20 protein-coding genes and 2 rRNA genes are annotated in these 18,129 nt (G+C 53.6%); 20 read left to right on the top strand and 2 right to left on the bottom strand.

Going from position 1 to position 18,129, the window contains the following annotated elements; translation table 11 throughout:
* Positions 1-91, top strand: a 23S ribosomal RNA gene (locus ACFOUO_RS01965); the annotation flags it as partial.
* 68 nt (positions 92-159) lie between these two features.
* Positions 160-276, top strand: a 5S ribosomal RNA gene (gene rrf, locus ACFOUO_RS01960).
* 104 nt (positions 277-380) lie between these two features.
* On the opposite strand, the gene ACFOUO_RS01955 is transcribed toward rrf, so the two are convergent.
* Positions 381-530, bottom strand: a complete 150-nt coding sequence (locus ACFOUO_RS01955) for a hypothetical protein (protein ID WP_380701609.1) — start codon at positions 528-530, stop codon at positions 381-383.
* Positions 531-736: 206 nt separating this feature from the next.
* Here ACFOUO_RS01955 and ACFOUO_RS01950 point away from each other — a divergent pair, with 206 nt between their 5' ends.
* From ACFOUO_RS01950 to ACFOUO_RS01905, 10 genes are all read left to right on the top strand, one after another.
* Complete coding sequence (locus tag ACFOUO_RS01950) at positions 737-937, top strand: sigma factor G inhibitor Gin (protein WP_380701607.1); 201 nt, start codon at positions 737-739, stop codon at positions 935-937.
* A gap of 57 nt (positions 938-994) precedes the next feature.
* On the top strand, positions 995-2,413 hold the full coding sequence (locus tag ACFOUO_RS01945; RefSeq protein WP_380701605.1) for an aminotransferase class I/II-fold pyridoxal phosphate-dependent enzyme: 1,419 nt from the start codon (positions 995-997) through the stop codon (positions 2,411-2,413).
* Between the two features lie 35 nt (positions 2,414-2,448).
* Positions 2,449-3,102: a dTMP kinase gene (tmk, locus tag ACFOUO_RS01940; RefSeq protein ID WP_380701603.1), complete on the top strand. Its 654-nt coding sequence runs from the start codon at positions 2,449-2,451 to the stop codon at positions 3,100-3,102.
* A 5-nt stretch (positions 3,103-3,107) separates the two neighbouring features.
* On the top strand, positions 3,108-3,437 hold the full coding sequence (locus ACFOUO_RS01935; protein WP_380701601.1) for a cyclic-di-AMP receptor: 330 nt from the start codon (positions 3,108-3,110) through the stop codon (positions 3,435-3,437).
* A gap of 45 nt (positions 3,438-3,482) precedes the next feature.
* The gene (gene holB / locus ACFOUO_RS01930; protein ID WP_380701599.1) at positions 3,483-4,505 is read left to right on the top strand and encodes a DNA polymerase III subunit delta'; all 1,023 of its coding nucleotides are present in this window, start codon (positions 3,483-3,485) and stop codon (positions 4,503-4,505) included.
* Positions 4,465-5,268, top strand: coding sequence for a PSP1 domain-containing protein (locus tag ACFOUO_RS01925; protein WP_380701597.1), 804 nt, complete (start codon positions 4,465-4,467; stop codon positions 5,266-5,268). Before holB ends, ACFOUO_RS01925 begins: the two co-directional genes overlap by 41 nt.
* Before the next feature lie 78 nt (positions 5,269-5,346).
* Positions 5,347-5,712, top strand: coding sequence for a DNA replication initiation control protein YabA (gene yabA / locus ACFOUO_RS01920; protein ID WP_380701595.1), 366 nt, complete (start codon positions 5,347-5,349; stop codon positions 5,710-5,712).
* 46 nt (positions 5,713-5,758) lie between these two features.
* Positions 5,759-6,046: a GIY-YIG nuclease family protein gene (locus ACFOUO_RS01915; protein WP_380701593.1), complete on the top strand. Its 288-nt coding sequence runs from the start codon at positions 5,759-5,761 to the stop codon at positions 6,044-6,046.
* A complete protein-coding gene (rsmI, locus tag ACFOUO_RS01910; protein ID WP_380701591.1) occupies positions 6,024-6,911 on the top strand; it encodes a 16S rRNA (cytidine(1402)-2'-O)-methyltransferase in 888 nt (295 codons plus the stop codon). Before ACFOUO_RS01915 ends, rsmI begins: the two co-directional genes overlap by 23 nt.
* A 254-nt stretch (positions 6,912-7,165) precedes the next feature.
* Positions 7,166-8,590 carry a PTS transporter subunit EIIC gene (locus ACFOUO_RS01905; RefSeq protein ID WP_380701625.1) on the top strand — a complete coding sequence of 475 codons (1,425 nt, stop codon included), beginning with the start codon at positions 7,166-7,168 and terminating at the stop codon, positions 8,588-8,590.
* Between the two features lie 119 nt (positions 8,591-8,709).
* On the opposite strand, the gene ACFOUO_RS01900 is transcribed toward ACFOUO_RS01905, so the two are convergent.
* A complete protein-coding gene (locus ACFOUO_RS01900) occupies positions 8,710-8,982 on the bottom strand; it encodes an AbrB/MazE/SpoVT family DNA-binding domain-containing protein (protein WP_380701589.1) in 273 nt (90 codons plus the stop codon).
* Between the two features lie 309 nt (positions 8,983-9,291).
* Between ACFOUO_RS01900 and ACFOUO_RS01895 the strand changes: the two genes are divergently transcribed.
* The 8 genes from ACFOUO_RS01895 to rsmA all read left to right on the top strand — a co-directional run bounded on the left by ACFOUO_RS01895 (position 9,292) and on the right by rsmA (position 18,073).
* Positions 9,292-10,254: a DNA double-strand break repair nuclease NurA gene (locus ACFOUO_RS01895; protein WP_380701587.1), complete on the top strand. Its 963-nt coding sequence runs from the start codon at positions 9,292-9,294 to the stop codon at positions 10,252-10,254.
* Between the two features lie 72 nt (positions 10,255-10,326).
* The gene (locus ACFOUO_RS01890) at positions 10,327-12,165 is read left to right on the top strand and encodes an ATP-binding protein (protein WP_380701585.1); all 1,839 of its coding nucleotides are present in this window, start codon (positions 10,327-10,329) and stop codon (positions 12,163-12,165) included.
* Positions 12,166-12,186: 21 nt separating this feature from the next.
* Complete coding sequence (locus tag ACFOUO_RS01885) at positions 12,187-12,669, top strand: GNAT family N-acetyltransferase (RefSeq protein ID WP_380701583.1); 483 nt, start codon at positions 12,187-12,189, stop codon at positions 12,667-12,669.
* Between the two features lie 406 nt (positions 12,670-13,075).
* Positions 13,076-15,052 (top strand): methionine--tRNA ligase, encoded by a 1,977-nt coding sequence (gene metG, locus ACFOUO_RS01880; protein WP_380701581.1) that lies wholly within the window; start codon positions 13,076-13,078, stop codon positions 15,050-15,052.
* A gap of 153 nt (positions 15,053-15,205) precedes the next feature.
* A complete protein-coding gene (gene lepB / locus ACFOUO_RS01875; protein WP_380701579.1) occupies positions 15,206-15,721 on the top strand; it encodes a signal peptidase I in 516 nt (171 codons plus the stop codon).
* Between the two features lie 54 nt (positions 15,722-15,775).
* The gene (locus ACFOUO_RS01870) at positions 15,776-16,549 is read left to right on the top strand and encodes a TatD family hydrolase (RefSeq protein ID WP_380701577.1); all 774 of its coding nucleotides are present in this window, start codon (positions 15,776-15,778) and stop codon (positions 16,547-16,549) included.
* 80 nt (positions 16,550-16,629) lie between these two features.
* Positions 16,630-17,211, top strand: a complete 582-nt coding sequence (rnmV, locus tag ACFOUO_RS01865) for a ribonuclease M5 (protein WP_380701575.1) — start codon at positions 16,630-16,632, stop codon at positions 17,209-17,211.
* The gene (gene rsmA, locus ACFOUO_RS01860) at positions 17,195-18,073 is read left to right on the top strand and encodes a 16S rRNA (adenine(1518)-N(6)/adenine(1519)-N(6))-dimethyltransferase RsmA (protein WP_380701623.1); all 879 of its coding nucleotides are present in this window, start codon (positions 17,195-17,197) and stop codon (positions 18,071-18,073) included. The genes rnmV and rsmA overlap by 17 nt, the downstream gene beginning before the upstream one ends.
* Positions 18,074-18,129: the final 56 nt, after the last annotated feature.

The following is an 18,129-nucleotide window of genomic DNA, read 5'->3' as shown; positions in this document are numbered from 1 at the left end:
CCCCTTGAAGATGACGAGGTAGATCGGTCCGAGGTGTAAGCGCAGTGATGCGTTCAGCTGACGGATACGAATCGGTCGAGGACTTCTCCTGGATTCATTCCAGCTACACGCTTTTCTTCCGTATCCGGTTTTCAGGGTGCATACCCTGTAATCCAATTGTCTGGTGATGACAGCGGAGGGGACCCACCCGTTCCCATCCCGAACACGGCAGTTAAGCCCTCCAGCGCCGATGGTACTTGGGGCGCGAGCCCCTGGGAGAGTAGGACGTTGCCAGGCATGTAAGAAGCATCCGCTTTGTGCGGATGCTTCTTTTCGTTTTCATCGCCACCGGTCATGACGGAACCTTTTCCGCGCGAAAAAAATCCTTGAAAGATCTTGTTTCATTCTCTGTCCCGAGGGTTACCCACCCGGGATCGGTGAATATAATACAAAAGAGCTTTCAGGAGAGCTATGACCGGTACATATACCAACAGCAGCCATTGGGTGACGGATTTTATCATCTTCTCCCCCGCAATGCCGGTTTTGTTCATACGTTTCCCTTTTGCGCTGATTTTACACGGTTTGGCTCCTCTTTATTCTTTGCCCTGTGGTATACTGGTTATAATAGCCTGATCGCTTTTTACCGGTTGATTGAGAGGATGCAGAGCGGATGAATCGGTGAAAAACAGGGAAAAGACCGTATAATTACCGCCATTGTTGGGAACCATGGATGAAAAAATGAAAAGGTGGGTCGATCTTGCAGAATACAACCGATCAGATCCGCTGTATCGTCTGCAGACGGGAATGTGAGAACGGAATCACCGTTCTGGAGGAGTTTATCTGTCGCGACTGTGAAGTGGAAATTGTGAATACGGACGTAACAGATAAAAAGTATGCTCATTTCGTTGGTAAACTGAGGAATATATGGATCCAGGAAGCGCCCGATCAATTGATTTGAACAACGGGGACTGTTGACAGTCTCCGTTTCTTTTTGTTGGGGGTAGGAGGGGGATGGATGGCAGACAATCAAGCGACGGCACCGATCTATGATGCATTGATACGCCATATAAAGGATAGTAGAGGAAACTTTCATGTACCTGGTCACAAACAAGGACAAGCTTTTGATACGGAAGTACTTTCATTGTTTGGGCGAATTTTGCCGATGGATATGACAGAAGTGGGAGAATTGGATGACCTCCATCAGCCGACAGGGGTGATCCGAGAGGCACAGGAACTGGCTGCCCAGGCTTTTGAGGCGGAAGAAACCTTTTTTCTGACGGGCGGTACCACGGCAGGCAATTTGGCTTTGGTGCTCAGTTGCTGCCGCCGGGGTGAGCGGCTGATTGTCCAACGGGATTCCCATCAATCCGTTTTTAATGGGATGGCTCTCGCTGGTGTCCGGCCGGTTTATCTGTCGGGTCGGTCCGACCCTATGACCGGTGGGTTAAATCCAATCAAGCCAGAAGATTTGGAAGAGGCGATCCGTCGTTATCCGGATAGCAAAGGCGTTTTTATTACCAGTCCCGATTACTTTGGGCGAGTACAGCCGGTTGCGGAGTTGGCTGCTATCTGTCGACGGCATGGGTTGCCGTTCTTGGTTGACGAAGCCCATGGAGCGCATTTTTCCTTTCATCCGGAACTTCCAGATGCCGCATGTCATGCAGGGGCGGATGCCGCCGTGCAGTCTACCCACAAGATGTTGCCGGCTATGACGATGGCCTCCATGCTCCATCTGAAAGGAGGGCGAGTGAACCGGGAAAAGGTAGCACGTTGGCTACGGGTGATCCAGTCAAGCAGTCCCTCTTATCCATTGATGGCTTCCTTGGACCTGGCCCGGCGATGGATGGTGCAAAAAGGGCAGGGGGCCCTATCGGAGCTTCTTTCGTCTCTTTCCCTGCTCCGGGTTAAGATCCGGGGTTTGAGTTACTTGGAAGAAGTGACGTCAGATGATCCCTTGAAATTGTCCATCCGGGCGAAAAAAAGTGTATCCGGTTACCGACTGCTGGACTGGTTTGGCAAACGGGGAATCCATATGGAACTGGCAGACCACAAGAGGGTTCTCGCGGTTTTTTCCGTAGGGACATCCCAAGAGGAAATCGGGCTCCTCGTTAAGTTGCTTATTCAATTGGATAAAGAAGTGATTCACATGCCGGGAGAGAAACCGGTAGAAGGGTTGGATGTGCCGGTGATCAGTGAAAGCCGTTTGGCTCTCGGGGAGGGCTCATCCGCATGGAGCGACATACTTTTGGAAGGAGCGGTGGGCAAGGTTGCTGCGGAAATGGTGATCCCCTATCCGCCAGGGATTCCTCTTGTGCTGCCGGGGGAGATTTTTACAGCAGAAAGCATCCGGTGGATTCAACACATTCTGGATAATGGGGGCCGGGTGCGCGGAATCCGTCCCGGTTTTCCGCATAAGGTCTACGTGATACAATAATCCACAAACAACTGTTCACGTTGGGAGACGATGGGATGGGTTGGCTGATAACCTTAGAAGGACCGGAAGGGGCTGGGAAATCGACCCAGATCCTCCGTATGGAGCAATACTTACAATCGCGAGGTGTTCCCTGTTTACGTACCCGTGAACCGGGAGGTACGGCGGTGGGAGATCGAATCCGGGAAGTATTGCTGGATCCTTCACTGCCGGAAATGACACGGAAGACCGAAATTCTTCTGTATGCCGCTTCCCGGGCTCAGTTGGTACAAGAAGTGATTCAGCCGGCTCTTCGGGCGGGGAAAGTAGTCCTGTGTGACCGGTTTGTCGACTCGAGTATCGCATACCAAGCCTATGGCCCTGAGGGAAGCCTCTCGGAAGTGGTGGAGATTAACCGGATGGCGACTGGCGGTCTCAGCCCGGACCGGACTTATCTTCTGGACCTTCCTCCTTCCGAAGGTCTTTGTAGACTGGAAGCACGCGGGGCTTTTGACCGGATAGAGCGTAAAGGAGCGTCTTTCCACGAGCGGGTCAGACAAGGGTTCCTCAACCTGGCCGATATGGAACCAGACCGATTCCAGGTGGTAAAAGCCGACAGGGAAAGAGAGGCCATATTTGCTGACATACGTTCGGACCTTGATCGATTGTTGGCTGAAAGACAGGTGGCGAAGGATAACCCCGGAAGGGAATGAGAAGGATGAAGATGGTCATAGCGGTAGTACAGGACAAGGACAGCAACCGATTGTCCCAGGCCCTGGTGAAAGAAAATGTGCGTGCGACAAAGCTTGCCAGCACGGGCGGGTTTCTGAAGGCGGGGAACACCACGTTTATGATCGGGATTGAGGACGATCGTGTTGAGGGTGTTTTGAGCTTGATCAAGGAGAATTGCCAATCCCGCCAACAGATGATGGCGCCGATGTCTTCCATGGGGGGGAATGCGGATTCTTACATTCCTTACCCGGTAGAGGTACAGGTGGGCGGGGCTACGGTTTTCATCCTACCTGTGGATCGCTTTGAACAGTTTTAAAAAAGGATTCTCTTCTGATAACGGAATCGGGGGAGGGGAGCTGAAATGGCTTTAACTGATATGATCGGCCAAGATCGAGTGGTTCGTCTGTTGAAACAAGGACTCGCTTCTGGAAGGGTGGCCCACGCCTATTGCTTTACCGGCCCCCGGGGAGTGGGAAAGGCTGGGGCGGCGATGGAGTTGGCCAAAGCTCTCAATTGTGAAAACCAGGATGGAGAAGCCTGTGGTAAATGCCGACAGTGTCAACGAATTGAACATAGGAACCATCCGGGAGTACGTGATCTTTCACCTGACGGTCAGACGATCAAGATCGACCAGGTCCGCCGGTTACAGCGGGATTTCGCCTATAGCCCAGCCGGGGGAGGTACCCGGGTAATTATTATCCGCCAGGCGGAAACCATGACTCTCCAGGCGGCCAACAGTCTTCTTAAATTTTTGGAAGAACCTGTATCGCGTATGGTTGCCGTCCTCGTAACGGAGAATGTTAATGCGATCCTACCCACCATCCTCTCTCGCTGTCAGCTTCTTCGCTTTTCTTCACTAGCTCCGGATCATATCGCTCAGAGGCTCCTAGAGAAAGGGGTGGATAAGGATTGTGCCCGTATCGCTTCCCGTTTGGCCGGTGGAATTCCGGAGGCGGAAGCACTGGCGAGAGAGGACGGGTTTGCCCTGCTTTGTGAGCGAGTGATAAAATGGAGTGGGGAGATCGTTTCCGGAAAGTCGGATGCCCTGCTCACCATCCAGATGCAGTTGCTCAATGAAGAGCCCAGCCGGGAGCAATTGGAGAGAACTTTGGATCTTCTGCTTCTTTGGCTTCGGGACCTTATGTACGAGCAACTCGGACGGGAGGGCACCGTCTTTATCCGTTACGGAGATACCCGTCGCCGTCAAGCTTCAAGATGGACTTTCGCCTCCTTGACAAAGGGGATGGAGTCCGTGATGGAGGCTCGGCGCCAATTGGCCGGTCCCGTTCAGCCCCAGGCGATTTTGGAGCAAATGGTGTTGGCCATGCAAGGGGGATCCACACATGTTATCAGTCGTAGGAGTCCGTTTCAGGCAAGCGGGTAAAATATATTACTTCAATCCCGGCAATCTGGATATTCGCCGTGATGATCCGGTCATTGTGGAGACAGTCCGTGGTATCGAATACGGTACTGTTGTGACCGGCATTCGTTATGTAACGGAAGACGAGGTAGTCCTTCCGCTTAAAAACGTAATCCGGGTCGCTTCCTCAGAGGATACGGAACAGATGGATAAGAACCGGCAAGCTGCCTCTGAGGCACTGCTAGTCTGTTCCGAGAAGATCCGTCTGCATGAATTGGAGATGAAACTGGTGGATGCGGAGTATACCTTCGACCGCAATAAGATCATCTTCTATTTCACGGCAGATGGCCGGGTTGATTTTCGTGAACTGGTTCGCGATCTGGCTTCCGTCTTTCGTACTCGTATCGAGCTCCGCCAAATCGGTGTGAGGGATGAAGCCAAGATGTTGGGCGGCATCGGCCCTTGTGGCCGGGTCCTTTGCTGTTCTTCCTTCCTAGGTGATTTTGAGCCGGTATCGATCAAGATGGCCAAAGATCAGAATCTGTCTCTCAATCCGGCTAAGATATCCGGATTGTGCGGGCGGCTAATGTGCTGTCTCAAGTACGAAAATGACAACTATGTGGAAGCGAAGAAGAAGATGCCTGATGTCGGCACCCGTGTGACTACCCCGGAAGGGAGTGGGCGCGTCACGGTGCTCAACCTGCTGGAGCGACGCGTCCAGGTGCAATTGGCCGACTCAGGACGCACCGTAGAGCACCCCGCGGAATCGATCAAGGCCCAGGTGTAAAGCAGCCTGATGCTAGGCGGGAATTTGCCATCCAGTAGGAGTATCGAACCAGACCATGGGTGATTCGAGGTGGGGGGCGTGGACAAACAGGCGATCTTAGCCCGGATGACTCAAATCGAGGACCATATCGGGGAACTCTATAAAGAGCTGGGCGGGCTGAAACAACAAATTGTGCAAATGCTCGAAGAAAATACCAGACTGGAACTGGAGAACCAAGCTCTCCGAGAGCGCTTGGAACAGACAGCTCCATTCGGAAAGAGCCAACCGGAAAAGTCCGCCGATCCGACGGGCCAGGAGAACTCAGGAGAAGGGCATGACAACCTGGCCCGGCTTTACAATGAAGGGTTCCACATCTGTAACGTCCATTACGGTAACATGCGTAGCAATGGAGACTGCCTTTTCTGTCTGTCCTTTTTGAATAAAACGTCCCAAGAGGAAAAATGAGTGCCGGGTCACCGGCACTTTTTTCACGGCTGGAGGAAGGTAAACCATGTCCCAGGGGAAAAACTACGTGGTATATATATTGGAATGTCGAGACCAAACCCTCTATACGGGAGTTACCACAGACTTAGAACGGCGTTTGCGCCAACACCGAGCGGGAATCGGGGCCAAATACACACGGGGGCGGAGCCCTCTTAAACTCCGCCTCGTCGAAGCGGGGAAGACTCGCTCGGAAGCCTTAAGGCTGGAGCGAGAGATCAAGGAAATGACCCGGCAACAAAAAATGCGACTGATTGCTGAAAGGGGGCTGGCTGTTGAGGAGGCAGAAAAGTTTTGATGAAACAGGGGGGTTACTCTACATTGTTGGAACTCCGATCGGCAACCTGGAAGATGTGAGTGCCCGGGTGCATCAGACGCTGGAACAAGCGGATCTTATTGCTTGTGAGGATACACGCCATACCCGAAAGCTCCTGTCTCACTTGGGATTGGCTAAGCCAATGATTAGCTACCATGAGCATAACCGATTCTCCCGGATGGAGGAGCTGACCGATCGTATGGAGGCTGGAGAGCGCGTGGCTCTTGTCAGTGACGCGGGGATGCCTGGGCTATCGGACCCTGGAGAAGAACTGGTCAGAGAGGCGGTTGAGCGAGGGGTCCCGGTCATTCCGGTCCCGGGTCCTAATGCTGCCCTGACAGCTGTGGTAGCCTCGGGGCTTCCGGCCCAGCCTTTCCTCTTTGTCGGATTTCTCCCTCGCCATTCGAAAGAGCGGAAGGCCGAGTTGGAAAGGTGGAGGCATATACCGGCCTCCCTCCTTTTTTACGAAGCTCCCCACCGGATTCGGCAGATGCTTGCCGATGTTCAGGAAGTATTAGGGGATCGAGAGGCGGCCATCGCGCGTGAACTGACGAAAAAGCACGAGGAGTGGTTGCGGGGGCGGGTTTCTGAGTGCTTAACGTGGTTTGAAGAAGAGCAGCCGCGAGGGGAAATGACCGTAGTTATCAAAGGGGCTTCACCTGAAACGAAGGAAAGCCAAGGTGAAGAAGAATCCTCTGAGTGGTGGCGGGCTTTGACCATCATGGAACATGTGGATTGGCATATTCACCGAGGAAGCACGAAAAAGGAAGCGATTCAGGCCACCGCACGGGAACGTGACCTCCCTAAACGGGAGGTTTATAACACGTATCATAAGGATCAAAAATGAAAAAATGGCAAGAAATCAACCGCTCAGAGATTGCAAACCGGGCGGTTTTTTATGCCTAATTATCTGAATTGACAAAAAGGGTTGGAGACAGGAAATCCAGAACCTATTTAACGGGTTTATCATCAGGGGGCCAGCAAAGGGACAACAAGGATTGAACCCGGGACAGACAGCATACGATGTACTAATCCACTCCATAGGAGGTGCCTCTATTGAAATCGCTTTTCGGTAAGCTACAACAGGTGGGGAAAGCTTTAATGCTTCCCGTAGCGGTCCTGCCGGCGGCGTCCATTCTGCTTGCCGTGGGGTTTAACATGACGGAGTTCTCCGCGGATGGCTCCTGGGTGCATCGAACGGGGGAAGTTATTATGACTGCCGGGGATTCCATTCTCCGTTATTTACCTCTCTTGTTTGCTGTCGGTGTGGCCGTCGGTTTAACCGGCGGGGCCGGTACAGCCGCTTTGGCAGCCGTGGCCGGTTATGTGGTTTTGAATACGTTGGTCGGCTTAAATTCAGGCGCACCAACGGTCGGAGCTTGGCAGGTGAAATTGAACCAGACGGATGTTCTCGGCGGAATTATCACAGGTCTTATCGCTGCTTATTTGTACCGCCGATACAAGGACATTCGTTTGCCCGATTGGCTTCAGTTTTTCGGTGGCAAGCGCTTCGTTCCGATCGTGACCACAGTCGTGATGGTGTTTGTCGGGGTGTTGTTTATGGTGATTTGGCCACCTGTGCAACAAGCCATTTCCGATTCCGGCAATGCCTTGATTGCATCAGGAGGGGCTGGACTTTTCGGCTATGGATTTCTCAACCGGCTTTTGATTCCTTTTGGCCTGCATCATATCTTGAACAACTTGATCTGGTTCAATGTGGGGGAATTCACCACTGTAGCCGGTGACGTGATTCGGGGTGACCTGAACCGGTTTCTGGCAGGTGATCCAAACGGAGGAGTTTTCACAGCAGGCTTCTATCCGATTATGATGTTCGGTCTGCCAGCCGCCTGTTTGGCTATGATCCACGAGGCCAAACCTTCCCAGCGCAAGGCGACAGCCGGTGTGATGCTCTCGATCGCATTAACTGCTTTTTTCACCGGGATTACCGAACCGATCGAATATGCTTTCATGTTCTTAGCTCCGCTCCTTTATGTGATCCATGCCGTCCTGACCGGGCTTTCCCTTGTGGTTATGGACATGTTAGGAGTGAGGGAGGGCTTTGGGTTTTCGGCAGGTTTTATCGACTACGCCCTCCAGTTTACACGGGCGACAAAGCCCCTGCTGATCATACCGGTTGGCTTTGTCCTTGCGCTTATATACTATGGGACTTTTCGATGGGCCATCCGCAAATTCAACCTGCCGACTCCAGGTCGGATCGAGGAGCCTATCACGAAGGATTTGCCGACAAATGCAACGGGGAGGCAGGACCTCCAGCTTGATTCTTTGGCAGGGGGAGTACTGGAGGCCATCGGCGGGGAAGAGAACGTCGATCAACTGGATGCATGTATCACCCGGTTGCGAATGACTCTGAAAGATGAATCCAGGCTGGATAAAGATCAGTTGAAGAAGCTGGGTGCCGCCGGTGTCATCCGGGTCGGTCCTGGTTACTACCAGGCGGTTTTCGGTACCCAATCGGAGCGCTTGTGCGATCGGATCCTAACCTTGATCGGACGTCATACCGGCTAACGGTAAAAGACTCCCGTGAGGGAGTCTTTTCATGTTCGAAAGCTTTCAACAGTTCGGTCCAGCGACGATGGCTGACGTTTTTGTTGTTATGTGTAAGTTTTTAAATGAAGTGCACGGAATTATTTGGAGGGGACTTCTTCGCCACTCAGCATTTCGTACATTTCTTCAATGCACTTCTTGCTAACTACTTTGTTTTTGTAACGAACGGTGTTGTCCACCTCTCCGGTAAAAATACAAGCAGGCTCGTATTTTTTCAACACAATTCGTTCTCCGTCGACATAAATTTCGAGAGCGTCTTTTTCACCGATTCCAAGGGTGCGGCGAAGTTCGATCGGGATAACCACGCGGCCAAGCTCGTCCACTTTCCGTACAATACCGGTAGATTTGAGCATTTGAGTTGTCTCCTCTCACTCTTTGGTCTGTTTTTTGGTCTTGGTCTTGAAGCCGTCAAATTTCGACAGAAACGGCATCACAAACATCATACCAGCGATTCCCATAACAGTCAATATAACAGACTGCGAATTTTATAGAAAATTTTTTTAGCTATAAGGCTTCATTTCATAGCAACGGAAAAAGTGCTAGGTTCCCCACGGGGAGCGGGTTTCCGGGAATTATGAGGGGAACGCGGGGGATTCCGGGCTGACTGGTTTTCCTGTAAACTGGGGAAAGGAACCAACCATGGTGAACAGAGGGGGGACGGGATGCTGCCGGTATCGCTTGATTTGAAACAGAAGCTTCAAGAGACCAATCGCGAGTTGAGGCGAATGTATCCGCCCGAGGTGTTCGATCGCGAAAAAATCCGTGAAGGATTGAAAGAAATCGGTGCCTTCAGTCCTATCGAAAAATGGGCCGATGATGGGTTGAGGGACTGGCTCGCCGGAGGAACGTTGGTCGGTGTGGACGGCTCTGTCAATTCAACACCGGGCAGTTATCCCCACACCCTGTCCGTTTTCCAGGCACTGGCAAAGGGGACGCGTGGGGAGGAGTACTGGGCAGCCGACCTGTATACTCCGCTACTAGACGCGGAGGAAGAAGAGGAGATAGCGGAGGGACGGCTGGCTCGGGAAGCGAAACATCGGGGCTCTCTGCTTGCCTCCTTGGAGATTGGAGCGGCTATGGAGGCGATCAGCCGGTGGCGCCCCCGGGTGGTGATGATGGATGGATCTCTCCTTCATTTCCTGATTGACGATGCGGCAATGTGGGAAAAGTTAGCCAGCACAGCTATCGAGAAGGGAGTTCTCTTGGTTGGGGTGTCGGAGGAAATCGGGACGAAAAGTTTGGCTCGTCGCCTCTTTCCCGGACAATCGACGTATTCGGATCGGGATCTTCTCTTCGGGGCTCTCCGTTCAGGGGAAGCGTATCTGTCACCAGAAATGAATCCCGCCGGGACCGGCCTGTGGAAAGCGATTTTGTCCTCTTCCCGCAATCCGCAGCCGGTGGGGATTGACGGGTTGGCAGCACAAGAGGAGTTCCGCGACGACCTGATCCGTCTTGTCCATACGCTCACGCCTGCCCAGGGAAGAGGAGTTCCCTTGTGGCTGGACATCGTGGACAAAGAGGTTCGGGTGACCGACGCCTTGGTTCATGCCATGGTAGAACAGTATATCGATCCGGATCTTCGTCACAGGCTTCTTCATCCCAAACGAAAAGAGCGCCATCTTTGAGAAGGCGGGCCTCTGAGGGGAAGAGGGTTTTGTGGAAGGAACAAGAAAAAAGCAGGGAGAGGAGGAACCTGGATGCAAGTAGTAGGCGTGACGACACAGCAGGAAGTGTATGTGGCTTCGAAGGATCGGAAATTCCGCATCAATGAAATCTTGGTCTTAGAGGATCGGGGGCTGGACTTCCCGCGTGGGGAAGTCGTGGAGACCCTATCTTATAACCGCCTGATTCCAATGGGATTGGACAAATCCGTGGTGGATACCCAGGTCATCCAATCCCTCGAGCAGATCGGCTACGATATCGGTTCCGACGAGGTGAATTTGGCGAAGCTCCGCCTCTTTTCCGAAGCACCCCATCCGGTACGGACGGGAGTACCCGTGCGAGCACCCCGTTTTGAGGAGGTGAGGCGCCTTTTAGTGAAGGCGGATCCTGAAGAGGGGATGGTGCTGGGTGAAATTCGGGGAACGGAAGCACTGGGAGAAACCCTGGATGAGGACCTCAAAGGACAGGTTCGCCTCATCGAGGACGGCGAGTGGCGGGAACAGCGGGGGGTTCCCTTCCTCTTCGATATCAAGACGATGCAGCAGTATCCGCATATCGGTGTTTTTGGAGGCTCGGGTTCGGGAAAGTCTTTCGGCCTACGGGTGATCCTGGAGGAATTGATGAAGCTGGCGATACCGACCTTGGTGTTCGATCCCCACTTTGAGATGAGTTTCGGGGATAAGGTTCCGGAGCTGGCTGATGAAAGCCCCTCTTTTGATAACCGCTGGATGGCGGTTCAGGTGGGTCGGGAGGTGGGGATCCATTTTGCGGATCTGTCCACTCGGGAGCTGGTCAGCCTGGTGGGTGCATCGGGAGGCGGCCTTACTGATCCGATGACCAATGTGATTCAATCCCTGCACAAGCGGGGGGACAACTACATATCCTTCAGCGACCGGCTGGCCAATGTGGCCCAGGCGATCGAAGAAGGGGAGAAAGGATTAAAGAAGCGCCTCCATGATGAGGATCTCACCCCGACGGAGGCGGAGCGGATTAAAGATCTACTGGAGCTCCTGCCCCAATATGGAAGCCTTCCCTTGGCCTCTGTCAAAGGCGTGCAGTGGCGGCTCAACCGGTTAGAGAAAGCAGGTCTTTTCACCCATGACATTCGAGTGATCGAACAGGGGTTGGAACAAGGGCGTCTAGTGGTGGTGCAGGGGGATTCCTGGGTCCTCCAGGTTTTTTCCACCTATGTGATCACTGCCGTCTATAAAAAACGCCGGGAATACCGGGATGCCCGGATGAACGGGGAGGAAGGGGTGTTTTTCCCACCGTTCGTCATTGTGACGGACGAGGCCCACAACTTCGCACCAAAAGGAGTAGATGCTCCGCCGAAAAGAGTGCTGAAGGAGATTGCCCAGGAAGGGCGGAAATACGGAGCCTTCCTCATGTTGGCTACCCAGCGGCCTACTTTGTTGGACGAGACGATCACTGCTCAGTTGAACACCAAATTTGTTTTCCGTACCGTGCGTGGAACAGACATCGCTACTTTGCGAGAAGAGACCGACCTAACCCAAGAAGAAGGGAGACGTCTTCCGTATCTTCGCTCGGGGGATACCTTTATATCGTCGGCGGTTTTTGGGCGGACCCTCTTTGTCCGGATTCGGGCCTCTTACACCCACAGCCCCCATGTGGCCAATCCCTTTGATGAATTGCGTGCTGTTAAAGCGGAGCGAGACGACCGGGTGCTCAAGGTGGTCCGAGACTGTCTCCCCGTTTTTGATACGGACCTGGTGGATGTGACGACTCAGATCAACCGGGAATGCGGGCTCTCCTGGGAGGTCACCCGTTTTAAACAAGAGCTGGAGCGGTGGACAGCGGAAGGGGTCATCATCAAAAAGGAATCCCCTTTTGTCACCCGATATGATGCAAAATAACAGGGTGAAAGGGGATTAGGGATGGAGAAGCGGATCCGACGGGCCAGGATGGAGGAACGGGAGGCACTCACTTTGTTGGCCCTCCGTTCCAAAGCGAGTTGGGGGTATGATGAAGCCTTCATGACGGCGTGCCGGGAAGAGCTGGTAATGACCTCTGAACGGATGCGTGGATGGGTGGAAGTTGCGGAAAGCAAAGGCGAACGGGTTGGTTTTATCGAGCTAAAGCCGGAAAACGGCGGTCGAGTACGGGTGGTTTCCTTGTTTGTCGACCCAGATCATATGGGAGAAGGGTGGGGACGTCGCCTTTGGGACCGAGCCGTATCCCTCGCAGAGAGGAAAGGATGCCAGGAGCTAATCTTGGATGCCGACCCTCACGCGGAGGAGTTTTACAGCCGGATGGGAGCAAAAACTGTGGGCAAGGTGGTCTCGGGCTCGATTACGAGACGGATGTTGCCCCTCATGCGCTTTGTCTTGCCCCCGAATCGCGAATCTGACCAAGGTTAAGCTCTGGACCGGCATGAAGGAAGACCCCGGAAAAAACCGGAATCCGAGTTGCTATTCTCCCCCTGTATTGGCTATAATGGGGGGTGAGGATCGGTATGATCGGATTCCAATATTGCAGACGGATTCAGTGACGGGGAGGAGTACCCTCGCGTCCTTATCGACAGAGAGCCGGACCAGGTGAAAGCCGGTATAGGGACAACAGGTGAACATGGCCCCCGAGAACTATCCCCGAAGCCCGCCAAGGTGTGTAGGGGATGGCGCGGCCCGGGCGTTACCAGGGCAGTGAGACACTGGCAGAGGGCGTCCGTCGTGAGGCGGGCGCCGAACTTGGGTGGTACCGCGGAGAGACTTTCGCCCCATGGACGGGTGAAGGTTTTTTAGTTTTTTGCAAAGAGGAGCGAGAACGATGACCAAGCCTTCCTTCTATATTACAACCCCGATCTATTATCCGAATGACAAACTTCATATCGGTCACGCTTATACGACAGTAGCCGGGGATGCGATGGCCCGGTATAAGCGGCTCAGAGGCTATGATGTTATGTATCTGACAGGGACCGACGAGCATGGGCAGAAAATTCAGCGTCGGGCTCGGGAAAACGGCCAGGAGCCCCAGGAGTTCCTGGACGGAATTGTCAAAGGAATCCGGGAGTTGTGGGATAAGCTGGAGATTTCCTATGATGACTTCATCCGTACGACTCAGGATCGGCATAAACAGGTGGTCCAAAAATTATTTGAGCGCCTGTTGGAGCAGGGGGATATCTACCTGGACGAGTATGAGGGATGGTACTGCACCCCCTGTGAATCCTTCTGGATGGAAAGACAGTTGGTGGATGGGAATTGTCCCGACTGTGGCCGTCCTGTCGAGAAATTGCGGGAGGAGAGTTATTTTTTCCGTACGAGCAAATATGCGGACCGGCTCCTGAAATACTATGAAGAGAATCCTGACTTCATCCAGCCCGAGTCCCGTAAAAATGAAATGGTACAAAACTTTATCAAACCGGGGCTGGAGGATTTGTGTGTCTCCCGCACGACCTTTGATTGGGGGATTCCGGTGCCGGGCAACCCTAAACATGTGATGTACGTCTGGTTGGATGCTCTCACCAATTATATTTCCGCCCTTGGTTATGGAACGGAAGATGATACAAAGTATCAGAAATACTGGCCGGCAGATGTCCATCTCGTGGGCAAAGATATTGTCCGCTTTCACACGATTTACTGGCCCATCATGCTGATGGCATTGGACGTCCCATTGCCGAAGCAGGTATTCGGGCATGGGTTCTTTATGATGAAAGACGGCAAGATGTCCAAGTCGAAGGGGAATGTCGTTGATCCGGTCCCGTTGGTGGACCGGTATGGGCTGGACGCCCTCCGCTACTATTTATTGCGGGAGGTTCCCTTTGGCTATGACGGTGTATTCACCCCGGAAGGATTCATTGAGCGTACCAATGCAGATTTGGCTAATGACTTGGGTAACCTGTTACATCGAACTCTCACCATGGTGGAGAAATATGCCGGAGGTGTCGTCCCCAGCCGCAGCGGGCAGCTGTCTGATCAAGACCTCGCTTTAGAAAACCTCGCCAAAGAGACAGTAGCCAAAGTAGAGGCCTCCCTCGACCAAATGCAGTTTTCTTCCGCCCTGATCCGGATCTGGGAACTGATCCGTGGCACCAACCGCTACTTAGAAGGGACCATGCCCTGGGAACTGGCCAAAGACCCGTCAAAGAAGGAAGTGCTGGGATCGGTCCTCTACCATGTGGTGGAGAGCCTCCGTTTCGTGAGCATTCTGATCAGGCCCTTCCTGGTGCGTACATCGGGCCGGATGTGGGAACAGATGGGGATCGAAGAAGGGGAGATAACGGCTTGGGAGAGTTTGTACTCTTTTGGCGCCTTCCCCGCCGGTACGAAAGTAAACAAACAGCAACCCCTATTCCCGCGGCTGGATGTCCAGGACGAGGCCAAGGAGATTGTCAGGATGATGGGCGGCACCCCGGTCGGAGAAGAGAATGAAAGTGCCGAGGAAAAAAAGGATATACCGAAGGCTCCCTCCTCTGACTTAGCCGAAACCATCGGCATCGAAGAGTTCGCCAAGGTGGATTTGCGTGTCGCCGAAATCATCGAAGCGTCCACGGTCAAAGGAGCGGATCGACTATTGAAGCTCCAGCTGGATCTCGGTTTCGAAGAGCGGCAGGTGGTGGCCGGTATCGCCCAACACTACCGTCCGGATGATTTGATCGGCATGAAGGTAATCTGTGTTGCGAATTTGAAGCCGGTTAAACTCCGGGGTGAACTCTCACAGGGGATGGTGCTGGCGGCTAAAGAAGGGAAGCGTCTGGTTCTCTCCACAGTAACCGCTGATATACCCAACGGAACCCGTGTAAAATGAGAGGCAGCCCCTTTGAGGGGGCTTTCTTCAGCAGTTGCCCGGTATATGTACCATTTTTCCTGTCATCCGTTTGGCAGGGGCAGGAGAGGGCAGGTGCCGAGTCGAAAAACATGGGGAACTACGACAATCGACCAGAGTTTGGAGGGGGCCAGGATGGGGAAGAAAGCAAAAAATGCAGCGAGTGAATGGTTAACGGCGATATTGGTGGCGGCATCCCTGATCATCATTATCCGTGTCTTTCTGTTCGCTCCTTATGAAGTACACGGCGAATCGATGTACCCCACGTTCAAAGGGGAAGAGCTCTTAATCGTCAATAAATGGATCTATGATGTGGAAAAACCCCAATACGGGGAGATTGTCATTTTTCATACCGCTGAGCAGCGGGATTTCATCAAGCGGGTGATTGGCAAGCCGGGGGACCGGATTGCCGTGAAAAACGGCCAGGTATATCGCAACGGAAAGAAACTGAATGAGCCCTATATGAATGAAAAAATCAGGAGATCCCTTCCGGAGACGGTAGTTCCCCAGGGTCACTTGTTCGTCATGGGAGATAACCGAAATCATAGCCGGGACAGCCGGGACATCGGGCCGGTTGCCATCGCTGAAATAGTGGGACGGGCAGATGTTCAACTGACGCCCCTTTCCGACTTTCGGTTGCTGTTCCGTTGATTTGACCAGAAGAATACTCCCGATCCGCAGCAACGAATGAGGAGGCAAACATCGATGCTTTTCGACAGCCACACCCATCTCAACGATACCCAGTTTGACGAAGACCGGGATGAAGTGATCCGCCGCGCGCGGGAGGAATACGGAGTAACACGGATCGTCAACATTGGTTTTGACCGGGAAACGATCCCCGCTTCCCTCGCTTTGGCCGAAGCCTATGACTTTATCTATACGGGTGTCGGATGGCACCCTGTCGAGGCGGTGGAGATGAAGGCGGCGGATCTGGACTGGCTGGAAGAACTGTGCGATCATCCCAAGGTGGTCGCCTTAGGCGAGATGGGGCTGGATTACCACTGGGATAAGTCTCCCAAGGGGGTACAGGAAAGTGTTTTTCGACAGCAGATCCGGCTTGCCCGGGAAGTGGACATGCCGATTATCATCCATAACCGGAAGGCAGACGAAGACGTAGTCCGTATCCTGAAGGAGGAGAAGGCAGACGAAGTCGGCGGTGTGATGCACTGTTTCAGCGGGGATTGGGCCATGGCGGAAGAATGCCTCACGATGAATTTTTACATCGGTTTGGGCGGCCCGGTCACTTTTAAAAATGCGAAACAACCCAAAGAAGTGGCTAAAAGGGTGCCTTTGGACCGGTTGTTGGTGGAAACCGATGCCCCTTACCTGGCTCCCCATCCCAATCGGGGCAAGAGAAACGAGTCGGGATATGTACGTTTGGTAGCGGAAACGATTGCTGAACTCCGGGAGCTTCCCGTGGAAGAGCTGGCCGCTCGTACCTATGAAAACACCTGCCGCCTGTTCCGGATCCCAGATTGATTTACCATTACGACGAGCGATTCCTGGAGTGAAACCGTACACCTCTCTGCTTTTATCGCTTGTTTGAAAAAGGATGATAGATGATCGACGACTCGATTGGACCATGGAGGAAGATCCGTGAAGTGATCGTGGTGGAGGGAAAAAAAGATACCGCTGCTGTACAAAGAGCCGTAAATGCGGATACCCTGGAGACCCGGGGGTCCGCAATCGGCTCTGACAAGGTGGCAGAAGTTCGGCGTGCTGCAGAAAAGAGGGGAGTCATCATCCTGACGGATCCTGACGGAGCCGGAGAGCGTATTCGCCGCATTCTCTCCCGTGAAGTCCCCGGTTGCAAGCAAGCCTTCATCCCAAGGGAGGAAGCCCGTGGCCCGAAAGGGGTCGGAGTGGAGTATGCTCGTCCGGAATCGATCCGGCGTGCATTGGAGGAAGCCCGGACGGAGGAGGAGGCCGGGGAGCCCTCTGTTTCTTGGGCCGATTACTTGGAGGCCGGCCTCGCCGGAGGAGCTGAATCCCGCCGGCGGCGGGAAAAGGTGGCGTTAGCCTTGGGTATCGGATATGCTAATGGCCGTCAGTTTTACCGTCGTCTGCATCTTTTGCGGATTACGGGAGAAGAATTTGAAGAAGCGCTCCGCCGCGCCCGAAGGGATGAAGAGAATGACTGAACCCACAATCACTGCTCGAACAAGACAGATCCTCCGTCGTCATGGGTTGACCTTGAAAAAAAGCTTGGGCCAGCATTTTTTAACGGACCGGCATATACTGGATCGGATCCTGGACGCAGCGGAGCTGGGACCCGAGACCGGCGTATTGGAGATCGGTCCCGGTGTGGGGGCCTTGACGGAACGGCTCGCCCAAGAAGCCAAGGCGGTCGTCGCCGTTGAGCTGGATAACCGGCTCGTTCCGGTGTTGGAGGAGTTGTTTGCCCCGTTCCCGTCTGTTCAAATCATCCACGGGGATGCGATGCAGGTTAACCTGCTTGATTTGATCGAGACCCGTCTCGGAGACTGCCGGCAGCGGAGTGTGGTGGCCAATCTCCCCTACTATGTCACCTCTCCGATCCTGATGCGCCTTCTAGAGGAACGTCTGCCCCTGGATTCGATCGTGGTCATGATCCAAAAGGAAGTAGCGGAACGCCTTACAGCAGAGCCGGGCTCCAAGGCCTATGGCTCGATCACCGTCACCACCCAATATTATACGCAGCCGGAGTGGGTGACCCGTGTGCCCGCTCACGTATTTTTGCCTCGTCCGCAGGTGGATTCGGCGGTGATCCGACTTCGTGTCCGTGAAACCCCGGCTGTCTCCGTTTCTGATGAGCACTTGTTCTTCCGGGTGGTTCGGTCTGCTTTTGGCCAACGGAGGAAAACCCTTCCCAATGCCCTCTCCGCAGGCCTCTTTGGAGGGAAGCGGAAAGGGGAATTGACTGATTGGCTGGTAGAAGCTGATATCGATCCAAAACGGAGGGGTGAAACCCTCTCGCTTGTCGAATTTGCCCGATTAGCCAACCTGTTGGATGAACGTGTTTGAAGATTCATATCATGTAGGGGAGAAGAAACCGGCGTTGTCCGGAGAGCCCGGAGGGA

Source organism: Salinithrix halophila (assembly GCF_042650125.1).
GTDB classification, from domain to species: Bacteria; Bacillota; Bacilli; order Thermoactinomycetales; family DSM-45169; genus Salinithrix; species Salinithrix halophila.
This window is presented reverse-complemented; position numbering and strand designations above follow the sequence as displayed.

Excerpts from the sequence above, each read along its gene's own strand:
- ACFOUO_RS01955 (WP_380701609.1), bottom strand. The coding sequence starts at position 530 with ATGAACAAAACCGGCATTGCGGGGGAGAAGATGATAAAATCCGTCACC.
- ACFOUO_RS01945 (WP_380701605.1), top strand. The coding sequence starts at position 995 with ATGGCAGACAATCAAGCGACGGCACCGATCTATGATGCATTGATACGC.
- tmk (WP_380701603.1), top strand. The coding sequence starts at position 2,449 with ATGGGTTGGCTGATAACCTTAGAAGGACCGGAAGGGGCTGGGAAATCG.
- ACFOUO_RS01935 (WP_380701601.1), top strand. The coding sequence starts at position 3,108 with ATGAAGATGGTCATAGCGGTAGTACAGGACAAGGACAGCAACCGATTG.
- holB (WP_380701599.1), top strand. The coding sequence starts at position 3,483 with ATGGCTTTAACTGATATGATCGGCCAAGATCGAGTGGTTCGTCTGTTG.
- ACFOUO_RS01925 (WP_380701597.1), top strand. The coding sequence starts at position 4,465 with ATGTTATCAGTCGTAGGAGTCCGTTTCAGGCAAGCGGGTAAAATATAT.
- ACFOUO_RS01915 (WP_380701593.1), top strand. The coding sequence starts at position 5,759 with ATGTCCCAGGGGAAAAACTACGTGGTATATATATTGGAATGTCGAGAC.
- ACFOUO_RS01905 (WP_380701625.1), top strand. The coding sequence starts at position 7,166 with ATGCTTCCCGTAGCGGTCCTGCCGGCGGCGTCCATTCTGCTTGCCGTG.
- ACFOUO_RS01900 (WP_380701589.1), bottom strand. The coding sequence starts at position 8,982 with ATGCTCAAATCTACCGGTATTGTACGGAAAGTGGACGAGCTTGGCCGC.
- ACFOUO_RS01895 (WP_380701587.1), top strand. The coding sequence starts at position 9,292 with ATGCTGCCGGTATCGCTTGATTTGAAACAGAAGCTTCAAGAGACCAAT.
- ACFOUO_RS01890 (WP_380701585.1), top strand. The coding sequence starts at position 10,327 with ATGCAAGTAGTAGGCGTGACGACACAGCAGGAAGTGTATGTGGCTTCG.
- ACFOUO_RS01885 (WP_380701583.1), top strand. The coding sequence starts at position 12,187 with ATGGAGAAGCGGATCCGACGGGCCAGGATGGAGGAACGGGAGGCACTC.
- metG (WP_380701581.1), top strand. The coding sequence starts at position 13,076 with ATGACCAAGCCTTCCTTCTATATTACAACCCCGATCTATTATCCGAAT.
- lepB (WP_380701579.1), top strand. The coding sequence starts at position 15,206 with ATGGGGAAGAAAGCAAAAAATGCAGCGAGTGAATGGTTAACGGCGATA.
- ACFOUO_RS01870 (WP_380701577.1), top strand. The coding sequence starts at position 15,776 with ATGCTTTTCGACAGCCACACCCATCTCAACGATACCCAGTTTGACGAA.
- rnmV (WP_380701575.1), top strand. The coding sequence starts at position 16,630 with ATGATCGACGACTCGATTGGACCATGGAGGAAGATCCGTGAAGTGATC.
- rsmA (WP_380701623.1), top strand. The coding sequence starts at position 17,195 with ATGAAGAGAATGACTGAACCCACAATCACTGCTCGAACAAGACAGATC.